Source organism: Ignatzschineria sp. F8392 (assembly GCF_002252045.1).
Lineage (GTDB): Bacteria > Pseudomonadota > Gammaproteobacteria > Cardiobacteriales > Wohlfahrtiimonadaceae > Ignatzschineria.
On the sequence record NZ_NEFF01000006.1, the window covers coordinates 55,602 to 73,441 of the forward strand.

A 17,840-nucleotide genomic window follows, 5' to 3' on the forward strand; every position below is an offset into this window, starting at 1 on the left:
CCTATCTGTTGGAAATATCAGTCGCAAACCCTAAAAAGCCTCTGATATTATTCAATAAGATTCAATAAAGTTTAAAAAATTGAAAATCTTAATCTGAAAATAGAATAGCGAGGCTCGATTTCTATTTGTAATTAATATTTTCTCTATAAAGATCGCATCTCATTAAAAATATTAATTAGATATAAAATCTCATTACTGTATAAGCCTCCTCTCTTTAAGGTGCAAGAATGCTCCTTTTCAATGCTTCAAATAGAGCTAACACTATACCTTCTCCCCCTATTGATCATTTTTTGTGATGAATAAATGAGAAAAACTCCTATTTATGCCAAAATTTATCATCAAAAGTGATATTGACAGTTAACCAATTACTACATATGCCTAACATTTAGACAGAAGTATACTCATTTTAGATCTCAGATCATTTCTTTTAGTAAAACACCCTTAACTTTTATATGAGTTATATAATGACTAAAATCCTGGTATTATAAAATCACTAAAAAAATCTCCAATTCTATGATAGGACACATCGAATATTGACTACTTTTAATTTCTTAGACTTATTTGCTGGAGCTGGGGGCTTATCAGAAGGATTTATACAAGCAGGATATACTCCAATAGCTCATATAGAAAAAGAAAAAGCAGCATGCTATACCTTGAAAACAAGGAATGCTTATTATTTTTTTAAAAAAGAAAATAAGCTTGATATCTATTATTCATATCTTCGAGGAGAAATTTCACGGGAGACATTATATAACCATGTTCCAAAATCAGAATTTGATTCTGTTATTTGCAAAGCTATTTCTCAAGAAAATCGCCAAATTATTTTTAAGAAAATAGATAAGCTATTAGAAGGGAAAAAATTAGATTTGATAGTAGGAGGCCCACCCTGCCAAGCCTACTCTTTAATAGGCCGATCGAGTGATAAAAATAAAATGCTTGGCGACGATAGAAATTATCTATATTTAGAATATGTAGAGTTTTTAAAAAGATACCAACCAAAATTTTTTGTTTTTGAGAATGTTACAGGCTTGCTATCTGCTAAGGATATTGATGGGAAAAAGCATTTTGACAAAATGTTAAGCTCATTTAAGGAAGCGGGTTATAGCGCAAAAGCCTATACATTTAATGCTTCTGATTATGGCGTTCCACAAAATCGCAAAAGAATCATTATTATTGGTTCCCTATTTCAGAATGTAATTGATTTTTCGTTAGCAAAATCCAATCACTCAAACACAGTTCATGATTTTATTTTAGATCTCCCTGATTTAAAAGCGGGTACTGGAAAAATTTTTGCAGTACCTAAAATACAAGAGAACCCATTATTAAAGAAGCTAAATATTTGCGATATACCCTATATTACATTTCATCAAGCTAGACCTCATAACGAAAGAGATTTAGAAATTTACAAATTAGTTGTTGAAAACTGGAATAAATATTCTGAAAGATTAAAATATAATGAATTACCTAAAAGATTAATTAATCATAATAATTTAAAATCATTTTTGGATAGATTTAAGGTTGTAGTGGCAAATCAACCTTCTCATACTATTGTTGCACATATATCAAAGGATGGTCACTATTACATTCATCCTGATATTACACAAAATCGATCATTAACTGTCCGAGAAGTTGCTAGATTACAAACATTTCCCGATAGTTATTTCTTTGAAAGTGAAAGTGGAAAACCGGCTAGAACAGCTGCATATACACAAGTTGGTAATGCTGTACCGGTTCTATTGGCTAAAAAAATAGCATGTAAACTAAAAGTGATTCTGGAGTCTATATAAATGAAAATATCACCTAAATTAATACAAAATATACTCGGTGAAGAAAGTATTTCTAATAGTGTTATTGTTTTATCTGAAATTATAAAAAATGCTTACGAATCCGGAGCTAATGAAATTATTATAGATTTATCCAATAAGGATCATATTAAAATTCAAGATAATGGTTCTGGATTAAATCCGGAGGAGCTATATCAAGCTTGGAATGTAATCGGCGATTCAAAGAAAGCGAATAATCCAAATGCTCTGGGAGGAAAAGGCATTGGTAGATTTACTTTATTCTATATAGCCAATACCATTCAGGTATACACAAAAACAAAAAATAGTCAGGCCGTATATTTTCTAGAAATAACTAACGATGAACTATCCCAAACTGAAGACTTAAATGAACTTGAACTATCAGTCAAAGTAGCAGATATCGATTTCCCTTATGAAAGCGGAACGCTATATTATCTCTATGGTATAGACCTAGAAGCAATATCATATACAATGATTTACTACGATATAGCACCTATATTACAACCTTTTAAAAAATACCCTATAGATATTAAAATTCTTTATCCCAAATCAAGTAAAGAAATCATTATAAGAAATGATGAAAACTATCATTTAAATCATTTAAAACCTGAATTTTCAATCAATTATGCCCCTTTTTCTATAAAGGCAATATTTGAAAATGGTGAATTTCATGAAATAACATATAGTGTAAAACAAATTTATGATAAAGAGCACTTTATAGTCGATAGGGCTGCAACAAAAACTCAACTCGCTGATTTAAATGACAGAGTTCTTGAACAAGGTAAAAAACCTAGAGAAGGAATAAATCTAACTAAAGACGATTATAAAATTTTAAATAAAATTTATTTTAACTTTTATAATTACTATTTCTCAAAACAATTCATTGATAAAAAAGATAAAAAAAAGATACAGGATAACTTCTTAAATGCCTATACAGGTGTGAATATATATCGAGGTGGATTTAAGATTTATGGCCATGGCAGAGAAGATTGGTTAAATTTATCAGCCCAACAATCCCAACAAACAAAATTAATCTATAATGAAATAATCTTTGGCCTTGTAGAGCTCGACCCAAGCAGTAAAAACACATTAAGAGAAGTAAGTAGTAGAGAAAAACTATTTAATAATAATTCATATAAAGCTCTAAAAATAATAACAAATGAATTAGTTCGTTTTTTTGCTCTAGAAGTTAGAGAAAAGTATAAGAAAGATCTGCTTTCTAAAAAAGACTGGGAAGCCCAACAAAAAGTTAAAACTCTAACTGATACATCTTCGAGTGATACACCTTCGAGTGGTACGTCTTCGAGTGATACAGCTTCGAGTGATACATCTTCAAGTGATACAGCTTCAAGTGATACAGCTTCGAGTGATACAGCTTCGAGTGATACAGCTTCGAGTGATACAGCTTCAAGTGATACAGCTTCAAGTGGTACATCTTCGAATGATACATCTTCGAATGATGAGGCTTCACGTAGCGAAAGCTCTTCGAAAGGGGGGCTTCCTATTGATAGAAATGAAAATCTAATCAAACGATCTATTTTGAAAGATAATACTTCGATCTCTTCATCTAAGTACTGGAATAATTTAATAGAGCAAATTAATTACTTATCTCAATTAAAAAAAAAGGACTATACAGAACTAATTACTTCGGCAATACGCCAAGTCTTAGAGAGTTATATTCATCTAGTATATGACCATAGTAATTTTCCTTACGATCCTAGCAAACAGAATTCCCTCGAGAAAAAAGTTGAAAATATTTTTAAAGTATTAAGACAAAATGACAATGGTATTGTGACTCATATTGCAAAAAATAATGATTTAAAATCTGCATTTCGTTCTTTTAACTCTATAAGTAATCTATTAAGATCAGATTATACTGAAATAAACCTCGAAGCTCTTATTAACAAGACAAATATTACTGCCCACTCAGGCTCACAATTTACAAGCATTTCAGCAGAAGAATATCAAAAAATTTGCAATATATTAGACTTATTATATCTTTTTAAAATAAGTTACCAGTATACTAAAAAATAGAGCCCCCTCTACTTTTTATAAAATTTCGATTTCTACTCCTCCGGTTCATATCCCAAATTGGGTGCGAGCCATTTTTCTGCTTCTTTCAGATCCCAACCTTTGCGCGTAGCATAATCTTCAACCTGATCACGACCAATTTTGCCCACCCCAAAGTAGTGGGCTTCGGGATGAGCAAAGTACCACCCGGAAACAGCTGCTTGTGGATACATAGCAAAACTATCAGTAATTGCGAGACCGATACGCTGATCAGGATTGAGAAGGCGCCAGAGTGTAGCTTTCTCCGTATGTTCTGGACAGGCTGGATATCCCGGCGCCGGGCGAATGCCGCGATACTCTTCTCGAATCAGCGCTTCATTATCAAGCATTTCATCTTTCGCATATCCCCAATACTCTTTACGCACCCGTTTATGGAGATACTCCGCTAAGCTTTCGGCAAGACGATCGGCAAGCGCTTTGAGCATAATCGCACTATAATCATCATGATCAGCTTCAAATGCCTCAATATAGGGTTCAATGCCGATACCTGCCGTACAGGCAAATGCGCCGATATAATCCTCTTCACCGATAAAATCAGCAAGAGAGCGATTTGGCATCTCATTGGGTCGCTCTGTCTGTTGACGCAGATGATGCAAACGTGCAAGTTCTTCTGTACGAGTATCATCTGTAAATAAAACTGTACTTTCACCTGCATTTTTTGCAGGAAATAGTCCGACAACAGCTTTCGCTGTTAGCCACTTCTCCTCGATAATTTTTGCCAACATCTTCTCTGCGTCTTGATAGACTTTTGTCGCTTCTTCCCCAATAATTTCATCTTCTAATAATTTTGGGAACTTCCCACGCAACTGCCAGGAAGCGAAAAAGGGGGTCCAATCGATCGTCGCCAAAAGATCCTCGAGCGGCACTTCAAACTCATGAATCCCCATCTTCTCCGGTTTTACAATATGATCAAATCTTAATTTTAAACGGTTATTGACCGCCTCTTGAAAGGGGATCAGCTTAATATCGCGCTGTCTTTCGAGGTACGCTGTACGGCGCTTTGCATAATCCTCTTTCACATCCTGCATAAATTGATCGCGCAGCTCCGGGCTAATCAGAGATTGCGCTACCCCAACAGAGCGGGAAGCATCACGCACATGAACAACGGTATGGCTATATTGTGGTGCAATCCGAACTGCCGTATGCGCTAGCGAAGTTGTTGCCCCACCAATCATGATGGGAATATCTAAGCCGCGCCGCTCCATCTCTTTAGTAAAACCCACCATCTCCTCAAGCGAAGGCGTAATTAAACCGGAGAGTCCAATCACATCCACCTGCTCTTCAAGTGCTTTCGCAATAATCGCCGGGGTTGGAATCATCACCCCCATATCGATCACCTCAAAGTTATTACATTGCAATACAACACCGACAATATTCTTCCCAATATCGTGAACATCACCCTTTACTGTCGCCATCAAAATCTTGCCATTTGACTGACTCATATCGCCAAACTTTCTCTTCTCCTCCTCAATAAAGGGGATCAAGTAAGCTACCGCACGCTTCATCACTCGCGCTGATTTGACCACTTGGGGCAGGAACATCTTTCCTTCACCAAAAAGATCTCCCACCACATTCATACCGGTCATTAAGGGGCCTTCAATCACCTCAATCGGCCGTGAAAAACTTTGTCGTGCAAGTTCAGTATCCTCTTCAATATAGCTATCAACGCCATTGACTAAGGCATAGGTTAATCGCTCACCGACCGGCAACTCACGCCATTCGAGATTCTCCTCTTTACGAGTAGCGCCCTCCCCTTGATATTTCTGTGCTAGCTCTAAAAGGCGTTCGCTCGCTTCAGGATCTCGATCAAATAGCACATCTTCAATCCCTTCTCGTAACTCTTCGGGGATATCCTCATAGATCGCAAGCTGACCAGCATTAACAATCCCCATCGATAATCCCCGCGCAATTGCATGATAGAGAAAGACCGCATGAATCGCCTCACGTACTAGATTGTTCCCTCTAAAAGAGAAGGAGACATTAGAGATCCCCCCTGAGATATGGACATAGGGGAGATTTTTCCGAATCCATCCCGTCGCTTCCAAAAAATCTAACCCATAACGATTATGTTCTGAAATGCCCGTTGCAATCGCAAAGACATTGGGGTCGAAGATAATATCCTCTGCCGGAAAGTTGACCTCATTGACCAAAATATCATACGCTTTTGAGCAGATCTCAATCCGGCGTTCTAAATTATCCGCCTGCCCTGCCTCATCAAATGCCATCACCACAATGGCAGCGCCATATTTTTTCGCCAGTTTTGCCTGCGCAATAAATTGCGCAACCCCCTCTTTCATCGAGATTGAATTAACAATTCCTTTCCCTTGAATGCACTTAAGCCCCGCTTCTAAGATCTCCCACTTTGAGGAGTCGATCATAATGGGCACTTTAGAGATATCGGGCTCTGAAGCAATAAGATTGAGGAAGGTGACCATCTCCTTTTTAGAGTCGAGCATCCCCTCATCCATATTGATATCGATAATCTGCGCCCCATTTTCCACCTGGTCTCGCGCTACTTCTAACGCTTCTGCATAATTCTTCTCTTTAATTAAGCGCTTAAAGCGGAGAGAACCTGTAATATTTGTACGCTCCCCCACATTAGCAAAGAGCGATTCCCCAATCGTTAAATTACACGCCTCAAGTCCTGATAATCGTAACGATTTAGGTTTCTCTTTTACAATGCGAGGCGCTACATTCTTCATCTTTTCAGCAATCTTAGCGATATGTTCCGGCGTTGTTCCACAGCAACCCCCAACAATATTGAGAAATCCAGAAGAAGCCCACTCGGCCATCTCTTCCGCCATCGCATCAGCACCGAGATCATACTCACCAAAAGCATTGGGAAGACCGGCATTTGCATGGGCTGAGAGGTAAAATTCAGAAATTTGGGAGAGCTCTGCAACATAGTTACGCAAGAGATCAGGCCCTAGCGCGCAGTTGAGTCCGATCGAAAAGGGACGAACATGACGTAAGGAGTTGTAGAAAGCTTCAGTTGTCTGTCCGGAGAGCGTTCGACCGGAGGCATCGGTGATTGTGCCGGAGATCATTACCGGAAGGCGGATCCCCGCCTCTTCAAAGAAAGTCTCAATGGCAAAGAGCGCCGCTTTAGCGTTGAGGGTATCGAAGATGGTCTCCACCATCAAAATATCAGCACCACCGGCGACCAATCCCGAGATCGCTTCTAAATATCCTGTAACTAATTGATCGAAAGAGGTATTTCGAAAGCCAGGATCATTCACATCAGGAGAGATCGAAGCAGTCTTACTCGTAGGGCCTAATACTCCGACGACAAAACGGGGCTTTTCTGCCGTGCTATAACGTTCACAAGCTCGTTTGGCTAACTTAGCTGCTTCATAATTGATCTCATAAACAAAAGCTTCCATCCCATAATCTGCCATCGACATTTTAGTAGCATTGAAGGTATTGGTCTCAATAAGATCGGCACCCGCGGCTAAATAAGCTTCATGAATCTCAAGAATCATATCGGGTTGCGTGAGGACTAGGAGATCATTATTCCCCTTAAGGTCTCGCTCCCAATCGGCAAAACGTTCCCCACGAAAATCATGCTCCTCCAATTGCCGCTTCTGAATCATCGTTCCCATTGCCCCATCTAAAATTAAGATCCGTTGCTGGGCGATTTTCTGAAGTTGCTGTTCGATAGCCATAAAATAGATACTCCTCTCTACCGGCAGACACAATCGCTGCCGTCATCAATAGTGGTTACTTCGGTGACTGTAACTCTTGAAGCGATCTTAACTTGTAGCGCACTTAAAAAAACGCCATTCTAATCGCATCTTGAGTCGGTCTAATAATCGTTCTAATTGTCGTTCTGATAGAGAGAGGAAGGAGGAGAAAAATAGAATCGACCATAATAGAATCGGCCATAAAAAAGCGCTAACCGCAGACCGAATCTGCCATTAGCACTTCTCTATTAAGATAAGCCTATACGAGATCAACCGCTATAGCGCAACAGATCAAGCACCATAGCGGATAGAATCAACGATTAGATAGCAATCACACATTAATCAGGAATATCGATCTTTCCAGAGATAGCGGGCTTCACAGCCTTACTATCGATAATTAATGTGGGCTGTAATGATGGGTTAGCAGGATAATTTGATCCGCCCCACTTCATCACGACCTGCCCTTTCCCTTTACTATAAACGGAGAGATCAGACCAACCATTTGAACGTGCTTCTAAGACATAGATCGGGGCATTCGCAACGGTCGATTTTGATGCTAATTTGTAACGACCATCCGCTAAACCTTCAAAGACAAGCAGTGTACAGCCTCCTGTTCCACACCACTCTTCCCCCTCAAGGAGGACTAAACCATCATCGATGCCATCTTGGTTAAGATCAGCATAAGCGACAGCATAGCTCGGCGCAGCCTCATTCGTGAATTTTTTGATAGCTGCTTCTAACTGCGGTGTTGCCACAACCTCTTCTAACTCAATAGAGCTCCCTGCTGTTTGACATCCGGCTAAAAAAAGAGCGGAAAGTGCTACGGTTAATAGACCTTTTTTCATCATAGTGACTCCCTTTGTTGTCCTGAGACTTCTGGTATAAAAAAAGCTCTTCCTGGGTACAAGAAGAGCATCATTAACTGATTAATGCTTCTTATCTGCCAGACTCATCGATCTGTTGGACTTAGCACAAAAAGATTGGTGCTGAGACTTCATTGGGCCAATTCCCTCCATCTCTCTTAATAAGAACTACTCTTTCACTATATCACTCAAAATTTAGAAATAGCAAAACAAAAACTTAAAATAGTGAAAAAAGAGGGATATAAAACGCCAGATTTCCACCATAAAATTAAGAAAATATTAAGATCTTGTTAAAAATTTATTAGAAACTTATTGAAAACTTACTTTTAAATTTGCTTTTTATCGATCAATTCCTCTATAGTGATGAGAACACGGTAATAGAAGCAACCATCTTCAATACCGAGATCTTATCAAGAGTGGCGGAGGGAAAGGCCCTGTGATGCCCGGCAACCTGATGAAAATTAAGGTGCCAATTCCTTCGACCTATCTAGGGATAGTGATCGAAAGATAAGTTTGCGTAATGCCAACACTTGATGAGAACGAGTGCTGGCTTTTTTTATGCCAGTTCGAAAATGGAAAGACCATTCAGTCACCGAATCACCCCCCCAATCACCATTAATCGACAGAGGATAAATAGATGAGTGCGCAATATGTTGAGCTATTAAACCAGAGCCTTTCTGAACTTCAGAATGATGTCAATGTCTCTTTTGAGTTCTTTCCCCCCAATAGCGAACAGATGGTAACCACCCTTTGGAACTCCATTGAGCGCCTTAAAGTCTTAAAACCCCAATTTGTCTCCGTCACTTACGGTGCGAATGCATCAACACGGGATCGAACGCACCGAGTGATTGAAGATATTGTCCATAAAACTGATCTCACCGCCGTTCCCCATCTCACCTGTGTGGATACCACCGAAGCGGAGCTTCACCAGATTGCCGACAACTATTGGGATCTTGGCATTCGCCATATATTGGCACTGCGCGGAGATCTCCCTAAGGGTACAGAAAACCCAGGTATCTATGCCGATCACTTAGTGAAGCTTCTAAAAAAACGACACGATTTTGAGATCTCTGTCGCCGCCTACCCTGAGATTCACCCCGAAGCTAAAAATGCCCAGGCAGATCTTCTTCATCTCAAACGAAAGATCGATGCCGGCGCCAATTTAGCGATTACCCAGTTCTTCTTCGATATCGATGCCTTTCTTCGATTTCGTGATCGTTGCGTTGCTGTGGGAATTGAAGCGGAGATTGTTCCCGGCATTCTTCCTGTCTCCAATTACGATTCTCTTGTGAAATTCGCCGGCCCACTCAATGTCAAAATCCCCTCCTGGCTCCATAAACGCTATGAAGGCTTAGAGAATGATCCCACCACTCGAAGCCTTGTGGGTGCGAGTATCGCCATCGATATGGTGAGAGTTCTCCGAAAAGAGGGGATTCAAGACTTCCACTTCTATACGCTCAATCGTTCTGAGCTGACCTATGCCATCTGCCACACCTTGGGATTACGCCCCGATCCGGCAATCGGGGTAGCGTAATCTTAAGCGCTCTTGTTAGTTGCTCTTTACTGGATTGAGACGATTTACGACTCCTGACCGATTGAGTTTCATGTGAAACATTAAAAGAGAGGCTACAGAGATTTAACGAAAAGGATCTGGGATCGTGGAAGGAACCAAAATATGGCGACCGACATGATCTACATCGGTTTCGCCACAAAAAGCCATACTGGTCTCAAACTCATTGCGGATCAGCTCCAATGCCTTTGTGACCCCAGCTTCCCCCATAGCGCCTAAACCATAGAGATAAGCGCGACCAATCATTCCGGCATTCGCCCCTAATGCAACTGCTTTGAGGAGATCTTGTCCGGAACGAATACCACTATCGAGAATAATCTCGGTAGAAGTGCCGGCAAGCGCTTCAACAATAGAAGGGAGAACCGCAATGGAAGAGAGCGCACCATCTAACTGGCGCCCGCCATGATTACTTACAACAATGGCATCGGCACCCACTTGATGCGCCATCTTGGCATCTTCAGCATCTAAGATCCCTTTTAGGATAATTTTTCCGCCCCACATCTCTTTGATCCAGGCGATATCATCCCAATTGAGGGTTGGGTCAAATTGCTGATTAGTCCAAGAAGCAAGAGAACTTGGATCATCGATCCCATCCACATGCCCGACAATATTGCCGAATTGACGCCGTTTTGTCTTCAACATATTCCAACACCAGCGCTGTTTAGTGAGGAGGTTTAACCAGTTTCGAAGAGTCGGTTTAGGTGGAACCGAAAGACCATTTTTAAGATCTTTATGACGCTGACCGATCATCTGCAGATCGAGAGTAATCACTAAAGCATCACACCCTGCTCGTTTTGCACGATCGATAAGGCGCTGCATAAAGTCACGATCACGCATCACATAGAGCTGAAACCAAAATGGCTCACCCACCTCATTTTTAATATCTTCTAAGGAGGCAATACTCATTGTTGATAATGTATAACGAATACCAAATCGCGAAGCGGCTCGTGCTGCAAGAATCTCCCCATCGGGATGGACCATGCCCACAAGTCCGGTAGGAGCAATAGCGAGCGGCATCGACATCGGAATACCAAGAACTCTCCGCTCTAACGATCGATTCTCCATATTCCGTGCCACTTTCTGCACTAGCTTGATCTTCTGAAAATCAGATGTATTTGCGCGATAGGTGGATTCTGTCCAAGAACCTGAGTCGACATAATCATAAAACATTTTGGGTACACGTCGTTTGGCGAGCAGACGAAGGTCTTCGACATTGGTAATCGTTGTCATACTTAAAAATTGAACCTCATAACATAATCTAAATTAATAATCTGAATTAAAAAGAACTCAAACTGAGCCTAAATAGCCTCAAAACACTATACTGCTCGCACGAAAGAGTGACAACGATTTATTGAGAATTTTATCTATAGCTCTCTAGTTTCGACCCTAGTTACAATCCTACTTACAACCCCTATTTAAAATCACATTTGCCATTCTATCTACAAAATTTATTTGCACTTCTCATTAATGTAGTCTATACATATATGTAATGCCGATTTGATAACAGCTTGCGGGCATAACCAGCTAAAGCGTCCCTCTCAAAAAGAGATTCTCCCCCTAAAATACCTTGTGGAGAGCAGGCAAATCAGATCGCAATTGAGATCACTCAATGAAATCTAATCGATCAAGACGATTAGAACCTGACAAACCTGACAATCATCACAAGGAGAAAATGTATGTCATCAGAGAATCCTCAACTTCCCATCCTCGATTATCATCAATTTCTTGCAGGAGGCGATGAGCGAGAAGCTTTCCTAGAATCGCTCCGCTATGCCGCCCATGAGATCGGCTTCTTCTACCTTAAAAATCATAATATCCCCCAATCATTGATCGAAAAGGCGCAAAGATTAGCGAAAGAATTTTTTGCGCTACCATTAGAGGAGAAGTTAGCGATCCATATGTCGAATTCACCTCACTTTCGTGGCTACACCAATATTCATGATGAGATTACACGAGAGAAGCCCGATAGCCGTGAGCAGTTCGATTTTATGCCGGAGTATGAAGCGATTCCCCTCGATCAGATCCCTCATGATCAACCTTGGCTTCGCCTTCAAGGTCCTAATCAGTGGCCCAACTCGCTTCCGGAGTTACGCCCCACCTTTATTGAACTTCAAGAGCGTCAGACAGAATTAGCAAAGTCGATGCTCACCGCTTTTGCTTTAGCCTTAGGGCAGGATGAGGAGATCTTCGCCCCCACCTACGCGCATAAACCCTCTGTTCTCTCCAAAGCGATCCACTATCCCGGCGTCGATGGCGAGCAAGGGGTCGGACCTCATAAAGATTCTGGCTATATCACCTTTGTTCAGCAGGAGGATCAAGCGGGATTAGAGGTCTTAAAAGATGATGAGTGGGTCTTAGCAGAGCCGATCGAGGGAACCTTTGTTGTCAATATTGGTGAACTCCTTGAGATCGCCTCACAAGGATATCTCAAAGCGACCCTTCATCGGGTACTTCCTTCCCCTGTTGGGCAGGATCGCTACTCTCTCGCCTACTTTTTAACTTCACAGCTCGATGCGACCGTGCCACTTTTAACATTGCCGAAAGCGCTACAGGGGAAAAGCTTCTCAATCACCCAAGATCCTAAAAACCCGCTCTTTACGCAGATTGGCAAAAACTTCTTAAAAGGACGTTTACGCTCCCATCCTGATGTCGCCGCTCGTTTCTATGCTGATATTTCAATTGATGAGTAGATGTATAGATATGTAGATGTGTAGATGAATAGATAGAGAGAAAGAGAGAAGTAATAATAAATAGTGGTTGTTATTGGTAACTAGCAACGACCAATAACGACTAACAGAGCACTCATCCCCATCGCTATTCATAACACAATCACCCAACCACACAATGACGATTAACTGATTAACAATTAACAATTAATAACTAACAATTAACGATCCACAACAACAGAATGCCGATTTAGAAAAGCTTGCGGGCAGAACAGCTAAGCGAATCTCCTTTTCGGCACCTACTAGGAGAATAAGATGAAAATCAACACCCCATTCCTCACCCCCACTTTATCATTAAGCGATAAAAAACCTTCCCTTTGGCAATCTCTTAAACGAGGCATGAAACTGCTTCTATTAGCAATGCCACTACTCTTAACGGCATGTTCAGAGGATGCTTCAACCGCACAAGCGAGCGAAAACAGAATTAAAATTGGCACCTCTCCCGGGGATTTTGCCGATATTGTGCGGGAGTATCTTGCACCAGAATTACAAAAATCGGGTTATCAAGTAGAACTCACCGAGATCACCGATATTGTGATCCCTAATGTCAGCGTTGAAGAGGGTACACTCCATCTCAATATCTTTCAACATCGCCCCTATATGGAGGAGTTTAATCGTGTTCGCGATGGCCACCTTGCCCCGTTAGTTCAAGTTCCAACTGCACCTTATGGCCTCTATGCCGGCAAGAAGAGATCGCTCGATGAGATCGAAAAAGGAGCAACGGTCGGGATTCCCTCCAATGTCACCAACTTTTCCCGCGGGCTCTGGATCTTAGAGAACTTAGGTTGGATTGAACTCCGTGATGATATTGCCGATCCTTTCCGTATTGAGAAGCGTGATATCACGAAGAACCCCTACCAATTGGAGATTAAAGAGATTGAAGCGGCCCAGATGACTCGAGCACGTGATGATCTCGATTACGCCATCATTAATGGTAACTTTGCCCTCGATGCCGGCATTCACTTTACCGAAGCGCTCACCATTGAGCCGAGTAAATACTTTGTTAACTGGGTCGTCGTCCACGAGAAGAACCTCAACGCGCCTTGGGCTACAGAGATTGTGAAGATTATCAATTCTGATGGTTTTAAAGCGTATAGCCAAGAGCGATTCCCTGGTTATAATCTCCCCTTAGCGTGGGAAGAAGAGAGTGATCAATAGCACAACATGATTTCAACACGATTTAAGATAGATCAGCGAAGCGGTGGAGATCCATCGCCCGCTGATGATCATAAAAGTATCGATCATTACTAGCAATTGAGAGATCGCTTCTTGCCGGCACGCAATTTATGGAAGAACGCAACGGTGATATCCGGCAACTCATCAGCTCCAATTAGCTCAATGAATAAGAAAACTCCTCGAGCCGCGGGAGCCAACGATTGCACTCTTTTCACCACTGCATGCCCGTAGATTGATGACTTCGACTACTCAACATAGAAGAGGATACTAAAGTACTGACAGGCACTTCCGCCGATCACAAAGAGGTGCCAAATTCCATGAGCATGCTTCACCTTTTCATCTAACAGAAAGAAGATCACCCCAAGGGTATAGACGACCCCACCGGCAATTAGCCAGAAGAGCCCTTCTGATGAGAGCGCTATAGAGAGCGGTTTTGCCGCAATCACAATCAACCAGCCCATCACAAGATAGATCGTTAATGAGAAGATCTGTGTTCGACGACCAATTAAGATCTCCTGAATAATCCCGATCGCCGCTAATCCCCATGAGACACCAAATAATGACCAACCCCAACCGCCACCTAAAGTCACCAAAGTATAAGGGGTATAACTCGCTGCAATTAAGAGATAGATCGCACAGTGATCTAATACCTGAAAGAGATCTTTCCTTGGACCGGGCTGAAGAAGATGGTAGATCGTTGAGGTGAGATAGAGTAAAACAAGCGCCGCGCCATAGATCGAAACACTCACAATCTTCCACGCATCATTATAGAGGCTGGCATAGACAATAATAAATGACATTCCCCCTAATGCGAGTAAGGTCCCGATTAAATGGCTATAGATATTAAATTTTTCACCTTGAGGCATCTTATATAACTCCTTACACTCATTGCTGTGTTGACGCATTGCACGACTTAAGTGCTTAGTGTAGCACTCCTCAGGACCACTTTATCAACCAAAATAAGAAAATCTGTAGAGCCACAGAAATCGACTATCACACACTTTTCACCACTGCATGCCCGCAGGTCGGCATTCTCAATGCCGAGATTAATATCATTGAACTATCCATAATTGCTGGCGATTGAAAATCGCCACTCGCCGGCGCGAAATATATGGAAATACGCAATAGTAAGATCCGGCGGTCGTTCAGCTTTTTTGTTTCAATATGTTTCAATAAATAAGATCATCAGCAAAGCCACAGGAATCGACTATCACACACTTTTCACCTCTCTATGCCCGCAAGTCGGCATCAATGATGCCGAAGAAGTTATCACAGTGATGATCAGACAATTACACATTTTGATTCCCATTATTATGAAAAATCGCTATATATCGAGTTATTCCCTCTAAAATTGGGTAAAATAGAAACGGTATACATAAAAAGTTGAATAGATATTCAACAGATAGATATTCAATCATTGAGTTATCTCAACAACTAGATTTTAGGAGCAAAAATGCGTAAACGTACTACAACCGTTAATCTTGATCGATTCCGTAAGAAACGATCACTTCGCCTCAAACCGCTTGCAGTCATTGTCGCCTCTGCGCTCTTCCTTGCTGCATGTAATGATAATAGCGCACAGCAGGAAGAGGTCTCCATGTATCGCAACGTTGAAGAGTGTGTGCGTTACAATCCCGATGCAAAATCGCTCTGTGAAACAACCTTTGCACAAGCACAACAAGAAGCGATCGATACCGCACCTCGCTTTGCGACAAGAGAGGATTGTATTGCTGAATTTGGGGAAGCAGGTTGTCAAGTTGCACCACTCAATCAAGAACAGAATAGCGCACAATCGAGCGGAAGCTTCTGGATGCCCCTTATGGCAGGCTTCCTCTTTGGTAAAATGATGGGTGGATTTAATGCCCATAAGCCCCTCTACTCGCCTCAAGCAGGTCCGAATAAAGGGCAGTTCTTCGATTCTAGTGGCAAAAACTTTGGCAATGTCAAACCAGGAACAAAGTTTAAAGTCAATCCGACAGATTTAAGACCCGGAAAAGCAGGACAGACACTGCGCCGTGGTGGTTTTGGACAGATGGTCTCTAAACAGAATATGGCGCCGGCAAAATCGGCTTCGGGAAGCAATACTCGTCGCAGTGTAGGTGGCTAGCGATGAAACGCATCCCTATTACCGAACGCCCCCATTGGCAACAACAAGCTGAAGAGTATGGCTTTAACTTCCATACTATGTATGGCGAGCGCTACTGGTGTGAAGATTTCTACTATCAATTTGGCCTTAAAGAGATTGAACTGATTGAATCGGCCACAGAAGAGCTTCACCAGATGGCGCTTCAAGCGGTTGAGAGAGTGGTTAAGAGCGAACAACTGCTGGAAAGATTTCAGATTCCGCCTCAAAGCTGGCGCTTTATTCGAGATTCTTGGGAGCAGAAAGCCCCATCACTCTATGGCCGTTTTGACTTTGCCTACGATGGTGCCGGACGCCTTAAACTCTTAGAATATAATGCGGATACCCCCACTTCTCTCTATGAGAGCGCCTTCTTCCAATGGCTCTGGTTAGAAGATCAGATCGAAGCGAAGAACCTCCCTATGGTAGCGGATCAATTCAATAGTATTCAGGAGCAATTGATCTCGCGCTTTTCAGAATTACGCGCCTATCATCAAGTTGAATTACTTCACTTTAGCTGCTGTCAAGATTCAGATGAAGATCGAGGAACGGTAGAGTATCTGGAAGATTGTGCTCAAGAAGCGGGTTTAGCGACTCAGTTTCTCTATATCGAAGAGATTGGTATCAATAGCGAATTGGAGTATACCGACCTCGATGATGATCCGATCAAAGCGATCTTTAAGCTCTACCCATGGGAGTTTATGTTAGGGGAAGATTTCGCGAGTTATCTCGATATGAACAAAACGCTCTGGCTTGAACCAGGTTGGAAAGCGATTCTCTCTAACAAAGCGCTTCTCCCCCTCTTATGGGAGATGTTTCCTAACCATCAATATCTTCTGCCCACCTATTTTGCCGATGATCCTAAAGCAAAAACACTCACTGATTATGTGAAGAAACCACTCTTCTCTCGAGAAGGGGCAAATGTTGAAATCATCACAGAAGGTCAAGTCTTAGAGAGTGCAGATGGCCCTTACGGCATTGAAGGCTCCATTATTCAAGCCTATGAACCTCTACCTGTTTTTGATGGTAATCATGTTGTCGTAGGAAGTTGGATTGTTGGCGATACCGCTTGTGGGCTCAATATTCGTGAAGATCACTCTCGGATTACCCAAGATCTTTCGCGCTTCTATCCTCATGCGATTATTGGCTAATCAATTTGAAAGAATCATTAAAAGAGAAATGCGCCTTACCGGGCGCATTTTTTATGAATAACCTCTAAGAAAGTTAGCGGAGCCTCGGGAGCGACTATCGCATGCTTATATCGACTGCATGCTTACAAATCGACATTTTTAATACCGAAAGTTAGAGATAAAAAGTTAGAGATAATACATATAGTTGCCCTCTTCCTCTTGTGCTTCTAAGGCAATGTCGGACAACTTAATATTGGTTAAAATCTTCATCAATCCTTCACTCATAGGGCGATAGACCTGTTCAAGCAGAGCCCGCTCAATATTGTGGGCGGTCTCTTCCACCGTGGCATCATTCTCGGTAAAGAGCGCTGGCTCAACACTACTTAAAATGTCATAGAGCGTAATCTCTTTAGGTGCTCGCATGAGATAATATCCTCCTTGAGCCCCTTTGATCGAACCGACAACTTCTCCCCGACGCAGTTCTGAGAAGATTCTCTCTAAATAGATTTTAGAAATCTCTAAATCTTCGGCAATCTCTAAAACTGTAGTGACAGGCTGAGACTCATGGACTAATGCCATCTTCACAAGCGATGCTAATGCATAACGAGATTTTGCGGATAACTTCATAGAAACTCCTCAGTGAATATTAATTGACAACTATTTCCAGATCCTGATACTCTACACTATATAGAGTAAAC

General features: G+C 41.6%; 12 protein-coding genes, 1 pseudogene and 2 riboswitches. Of the genes and pseudogenes, 7 read left to right on the forward strand and 6 right to left on the reverse strand.

Annotated elements, in window-relative coordinates; all coding sequences use genetic code 11:
• Positions 1 to 533 precede the first annotated feature (533 nt).
• Both B9T19_RS09175 and B9T19_RS10940 read left to right on the forward strand, forming a co-directional pair.
• Positions 534 to 1,787, forward strand: coding sequence for a DNA cytosine methyltransferase (locus tag B9T19_RS09175; RefSeq protein WP_094568336.1), 1,254 nt, complete (start codon positions 534 to 536; stop codon positions 1,785 to 1,787).
• Positions 1,788 to 2,171, forward strand: a pseudogene (locus B9T19_RS10940) (ATP-binding protein); the annotation flags it as partial.
• A gap of 665 nt (positions 2,172 to 2,836) precedes the next feature.
• Here the strand turns inward: B9T19_RS10940 and B9T19_RS10945 are convergent.
• From B9T19_RS10945 to B9T19_RS09190, 3 genes are all read right to left on the reverse strand, one after another.
• Complete coding sequence (locus B9T19_RS10945) at positions 2,837 to 3,331, reverse strand: pentapeptide repeat-containing protein (protein ID WP_369828094.1); 495 nt, start codon at positions 3,329 to 3,331, stop codon at positions 2,837 to 2,839.
• 537 nt (positions 3,332 to 3,868) lie between these two features.
• Positions 3,869 to 7,537: a methionine synthase gene (metH, locus tag B9T19_RS09185; RefSeq protein ID WP_094568338.1), complete on the reverse strand. Its 3,669-nt coding sequence runs from the start codon at positions 7,535 to 7,537 to the stop codon at positions 3,869 to 3,871.
• A gap of 356 nt (positions 7,538 to 7,893) precedes the next feature.
• On the reverse strand, positions 7,894 to 8,403 hold the full coding sequence (locus B9T19_RS09190) for a hypothetical protein (protein ID WP_094568339.1): 510 nt from the start codon (positions 8,401 to 8,403) through the stop codon (positions 7,894 to 7,896).
• An 85-nt stretch (positions 8,404 to 8,488) separates the two neighbouring features.
• Positions 8,489 to 8,586, reverse strand: a riboswitch (SAM riboswitch).
• A 236-nt stretch (positions 8,587 to 8,822) separates the two neighbouring features.
• A riboswitch (SAM riboswitch) is annotated at positions 8,823 to 8,932 on the forward strand.
• Positions 8,933 to 9,055: 123 nt separating this feature from the next.
• On the opposite strand from B9T19_RS09190, the gene metF reads away from it, so the two are divergent.
• A complete protein-coding gene (gene metF, locus B9T19_RS09195; RefSeq protein ID WP_094568340.1) occupies positions 9,056 to 9,952 on the forward strand; it encodes a methylenetetrahydrofolate reductase in 897 nt (298 codons plus the stop codon).
• Positions 9,953 to 10,054: 102 nt separating this feature from the next.
• Here the strand turns inward: metF and B9T19_RS09200 are convergent, their stop codons facing one another.
• A complete protein-coding gene (locus B9T19_RS09200; RefSeq protein ID WP_094568341.1) occupies positions 10,055 to 11,218 on the reverse strand; it encodes an alpha-hydroxy acid oxidase in 1,164 nt (387 codons plus the stop codon).
• Between the two features lie 446 nt (positions 11,219 to 11,664).
• Between B9T19_RS09200 and B9T19_RS09205 the strand changes: the two genes are divergently transcribed.
• On the forward strand, positions 11,665 to 12,678 hold the full coding sequence (locus tag B9T19_RS09205; protein WP_094568342.1) for an isopenicillin N synthase family oxygenase: 1,014 nt from the start codon (positions 11,665 to 11,667) through the stop codon (positions 12,676 to 12,678).
• 291 nt (positions 12,679 to 12,969) lie between these two features.
• Complete coding sequence (locus B9T19_RS09210) at positions 12,970 to 13,872, forward strand: MetQ/NlpA family ABC transporter substrate-binding protein (RefSeq protein ID WP_233146839.1); 903 nt, start codon at positions 12,970 to 12,972, stop codon at positions 13,870 to 13,872.
• A 263-nt stretch (positions 13,873 to 14,135) separates the two neighbouring features.
• On the opposite strand, the gene B9T19_RS09215 is transcribed toward B9T19_RS09210, so the two are convergent.
• The gene (locus tag B9T19_RS09215; RefSeq protein ID WP_094568343.1) at positions 14,136 to 14,756 is read right to left on the reverse strand and encodes a hemolysin III family protein; all 621 of its coding nucleotides are present in this window, start codon (positions 14,754 to 14,756) and stop codon (positions 14,136 to 14,138) included.
• Positions 14,757 to 15,343: 587 nt separating this feature from the next.
• Between B9T19_RS09215 and B9T19_RS09220 the strand changes: the two genes are divergently transcribed.
• Entirely contained in the window at positions 15,344 to 15,997 is a 654-nt protein-coding gene (locus B9T19_RS09220) for a DUF1190 domain-containing protein (RefSeq protein ID WP_094568344.1), read from the forward strand.
• Between the two features lie 2 nt (positions 15,998 to 15,999).
• Positions 16,000 to 17,163 (forward strand): glutathionylspermidine synthase family protein, encoded by a 1,164-nt coding sequence (locus B9T19_RS09225; RefSeq protein ID WP_094568345.1) that lies wholly within the window; start codon positions 16,000 to 16,002, stop codon positions 17,161 to 17,163.
• A 165-nt stretch (positions 17,164 to 17,328) separates the two neighbouring features.
• Here the strand turns inward: B9T19_RS09225 and B9T19_RS09230 are convergent, their stop codons facing one another.
• Positions 17,329 to 17,769, reverse strand: coding sequence for an Rrf2 family transcriptional regulator (locus B9T19_RS09230; protein ID WP_094568346.1), 441 nt, complete (start codon positions 17,767 to 17,769; stop codon positions 17,329 to 17,331).
• Between the last annotated feature and the right edge of the window lie 71 nt (positions 17,770 to 17,840).

Coding starts and splice junctions, on each gene's coding strand:
- metH (WP_094568338.1), bottom strand. CDS start 7,537: ATGGCTATCGAACAGCAACTTCAGAAAATCGCCCAGCAACGGATCTTA.
- B9T19_RS09190 (WP_094568339.1), bottom strand. CDS start 8,403: ATGATGAAAAAAGGTCTATTAACCGTAGCACTTTCCGCTCTTTTTTTA.
- metF (WP_094568340.1), top strand. CDS start 9,056: ATGAGTGCGCAATATGTTGAGCTATTAAACCAGAGCCTTTCTGAACTT.
- B9T19_RS09200 (WP_094568341.1), bottom strand. CDS start 11,218: ATGACAACGATTACCAATGTCGAAGACCTTCGTCTGCTCGCCAAACGA.
- B9T19_RS09205 (WP_094568342.1), top strand. CDS start 11,665: ATGTCATCAGAGAATCCTCAACTTCCCATCCTCGATTATCATCAATTT.
- B9T19_RS09210 (WP_233146839.1), top strand. CDS start 12,970: ATGAAAATCAACACCCCATTCCTCACCCCCACTTTATCATTAAGCGAT.
- B9T19_RS09215 (WP_094568343.1), bottom strand. CDS start 14,756: ATGCCTCAAGGTGAAAAATTTAATATCTATAGCCATTTAATCGGGACC.
- B9T19_RS09220 (WP_094568344.1), top strand. CDS start 15,344: ATGCGTAAACGTACTACAACCGTTAATCTTGATCGATTCCGTAAGAAA.
- B9T19_RS09225 (WP_094568345.1), top strand. CDS start 16,000: ATGAAACGCATCCCTATTACCGAACGCCCCCATTGGCAACAACAAGCT.
- B9T19_RS09230 (WP_094568346.1), bottom strand. CDS start 17,769: ATGAAGTTATCCGCAAAATCTCGTTATGCATTAGCATCGCTTGTGAAG.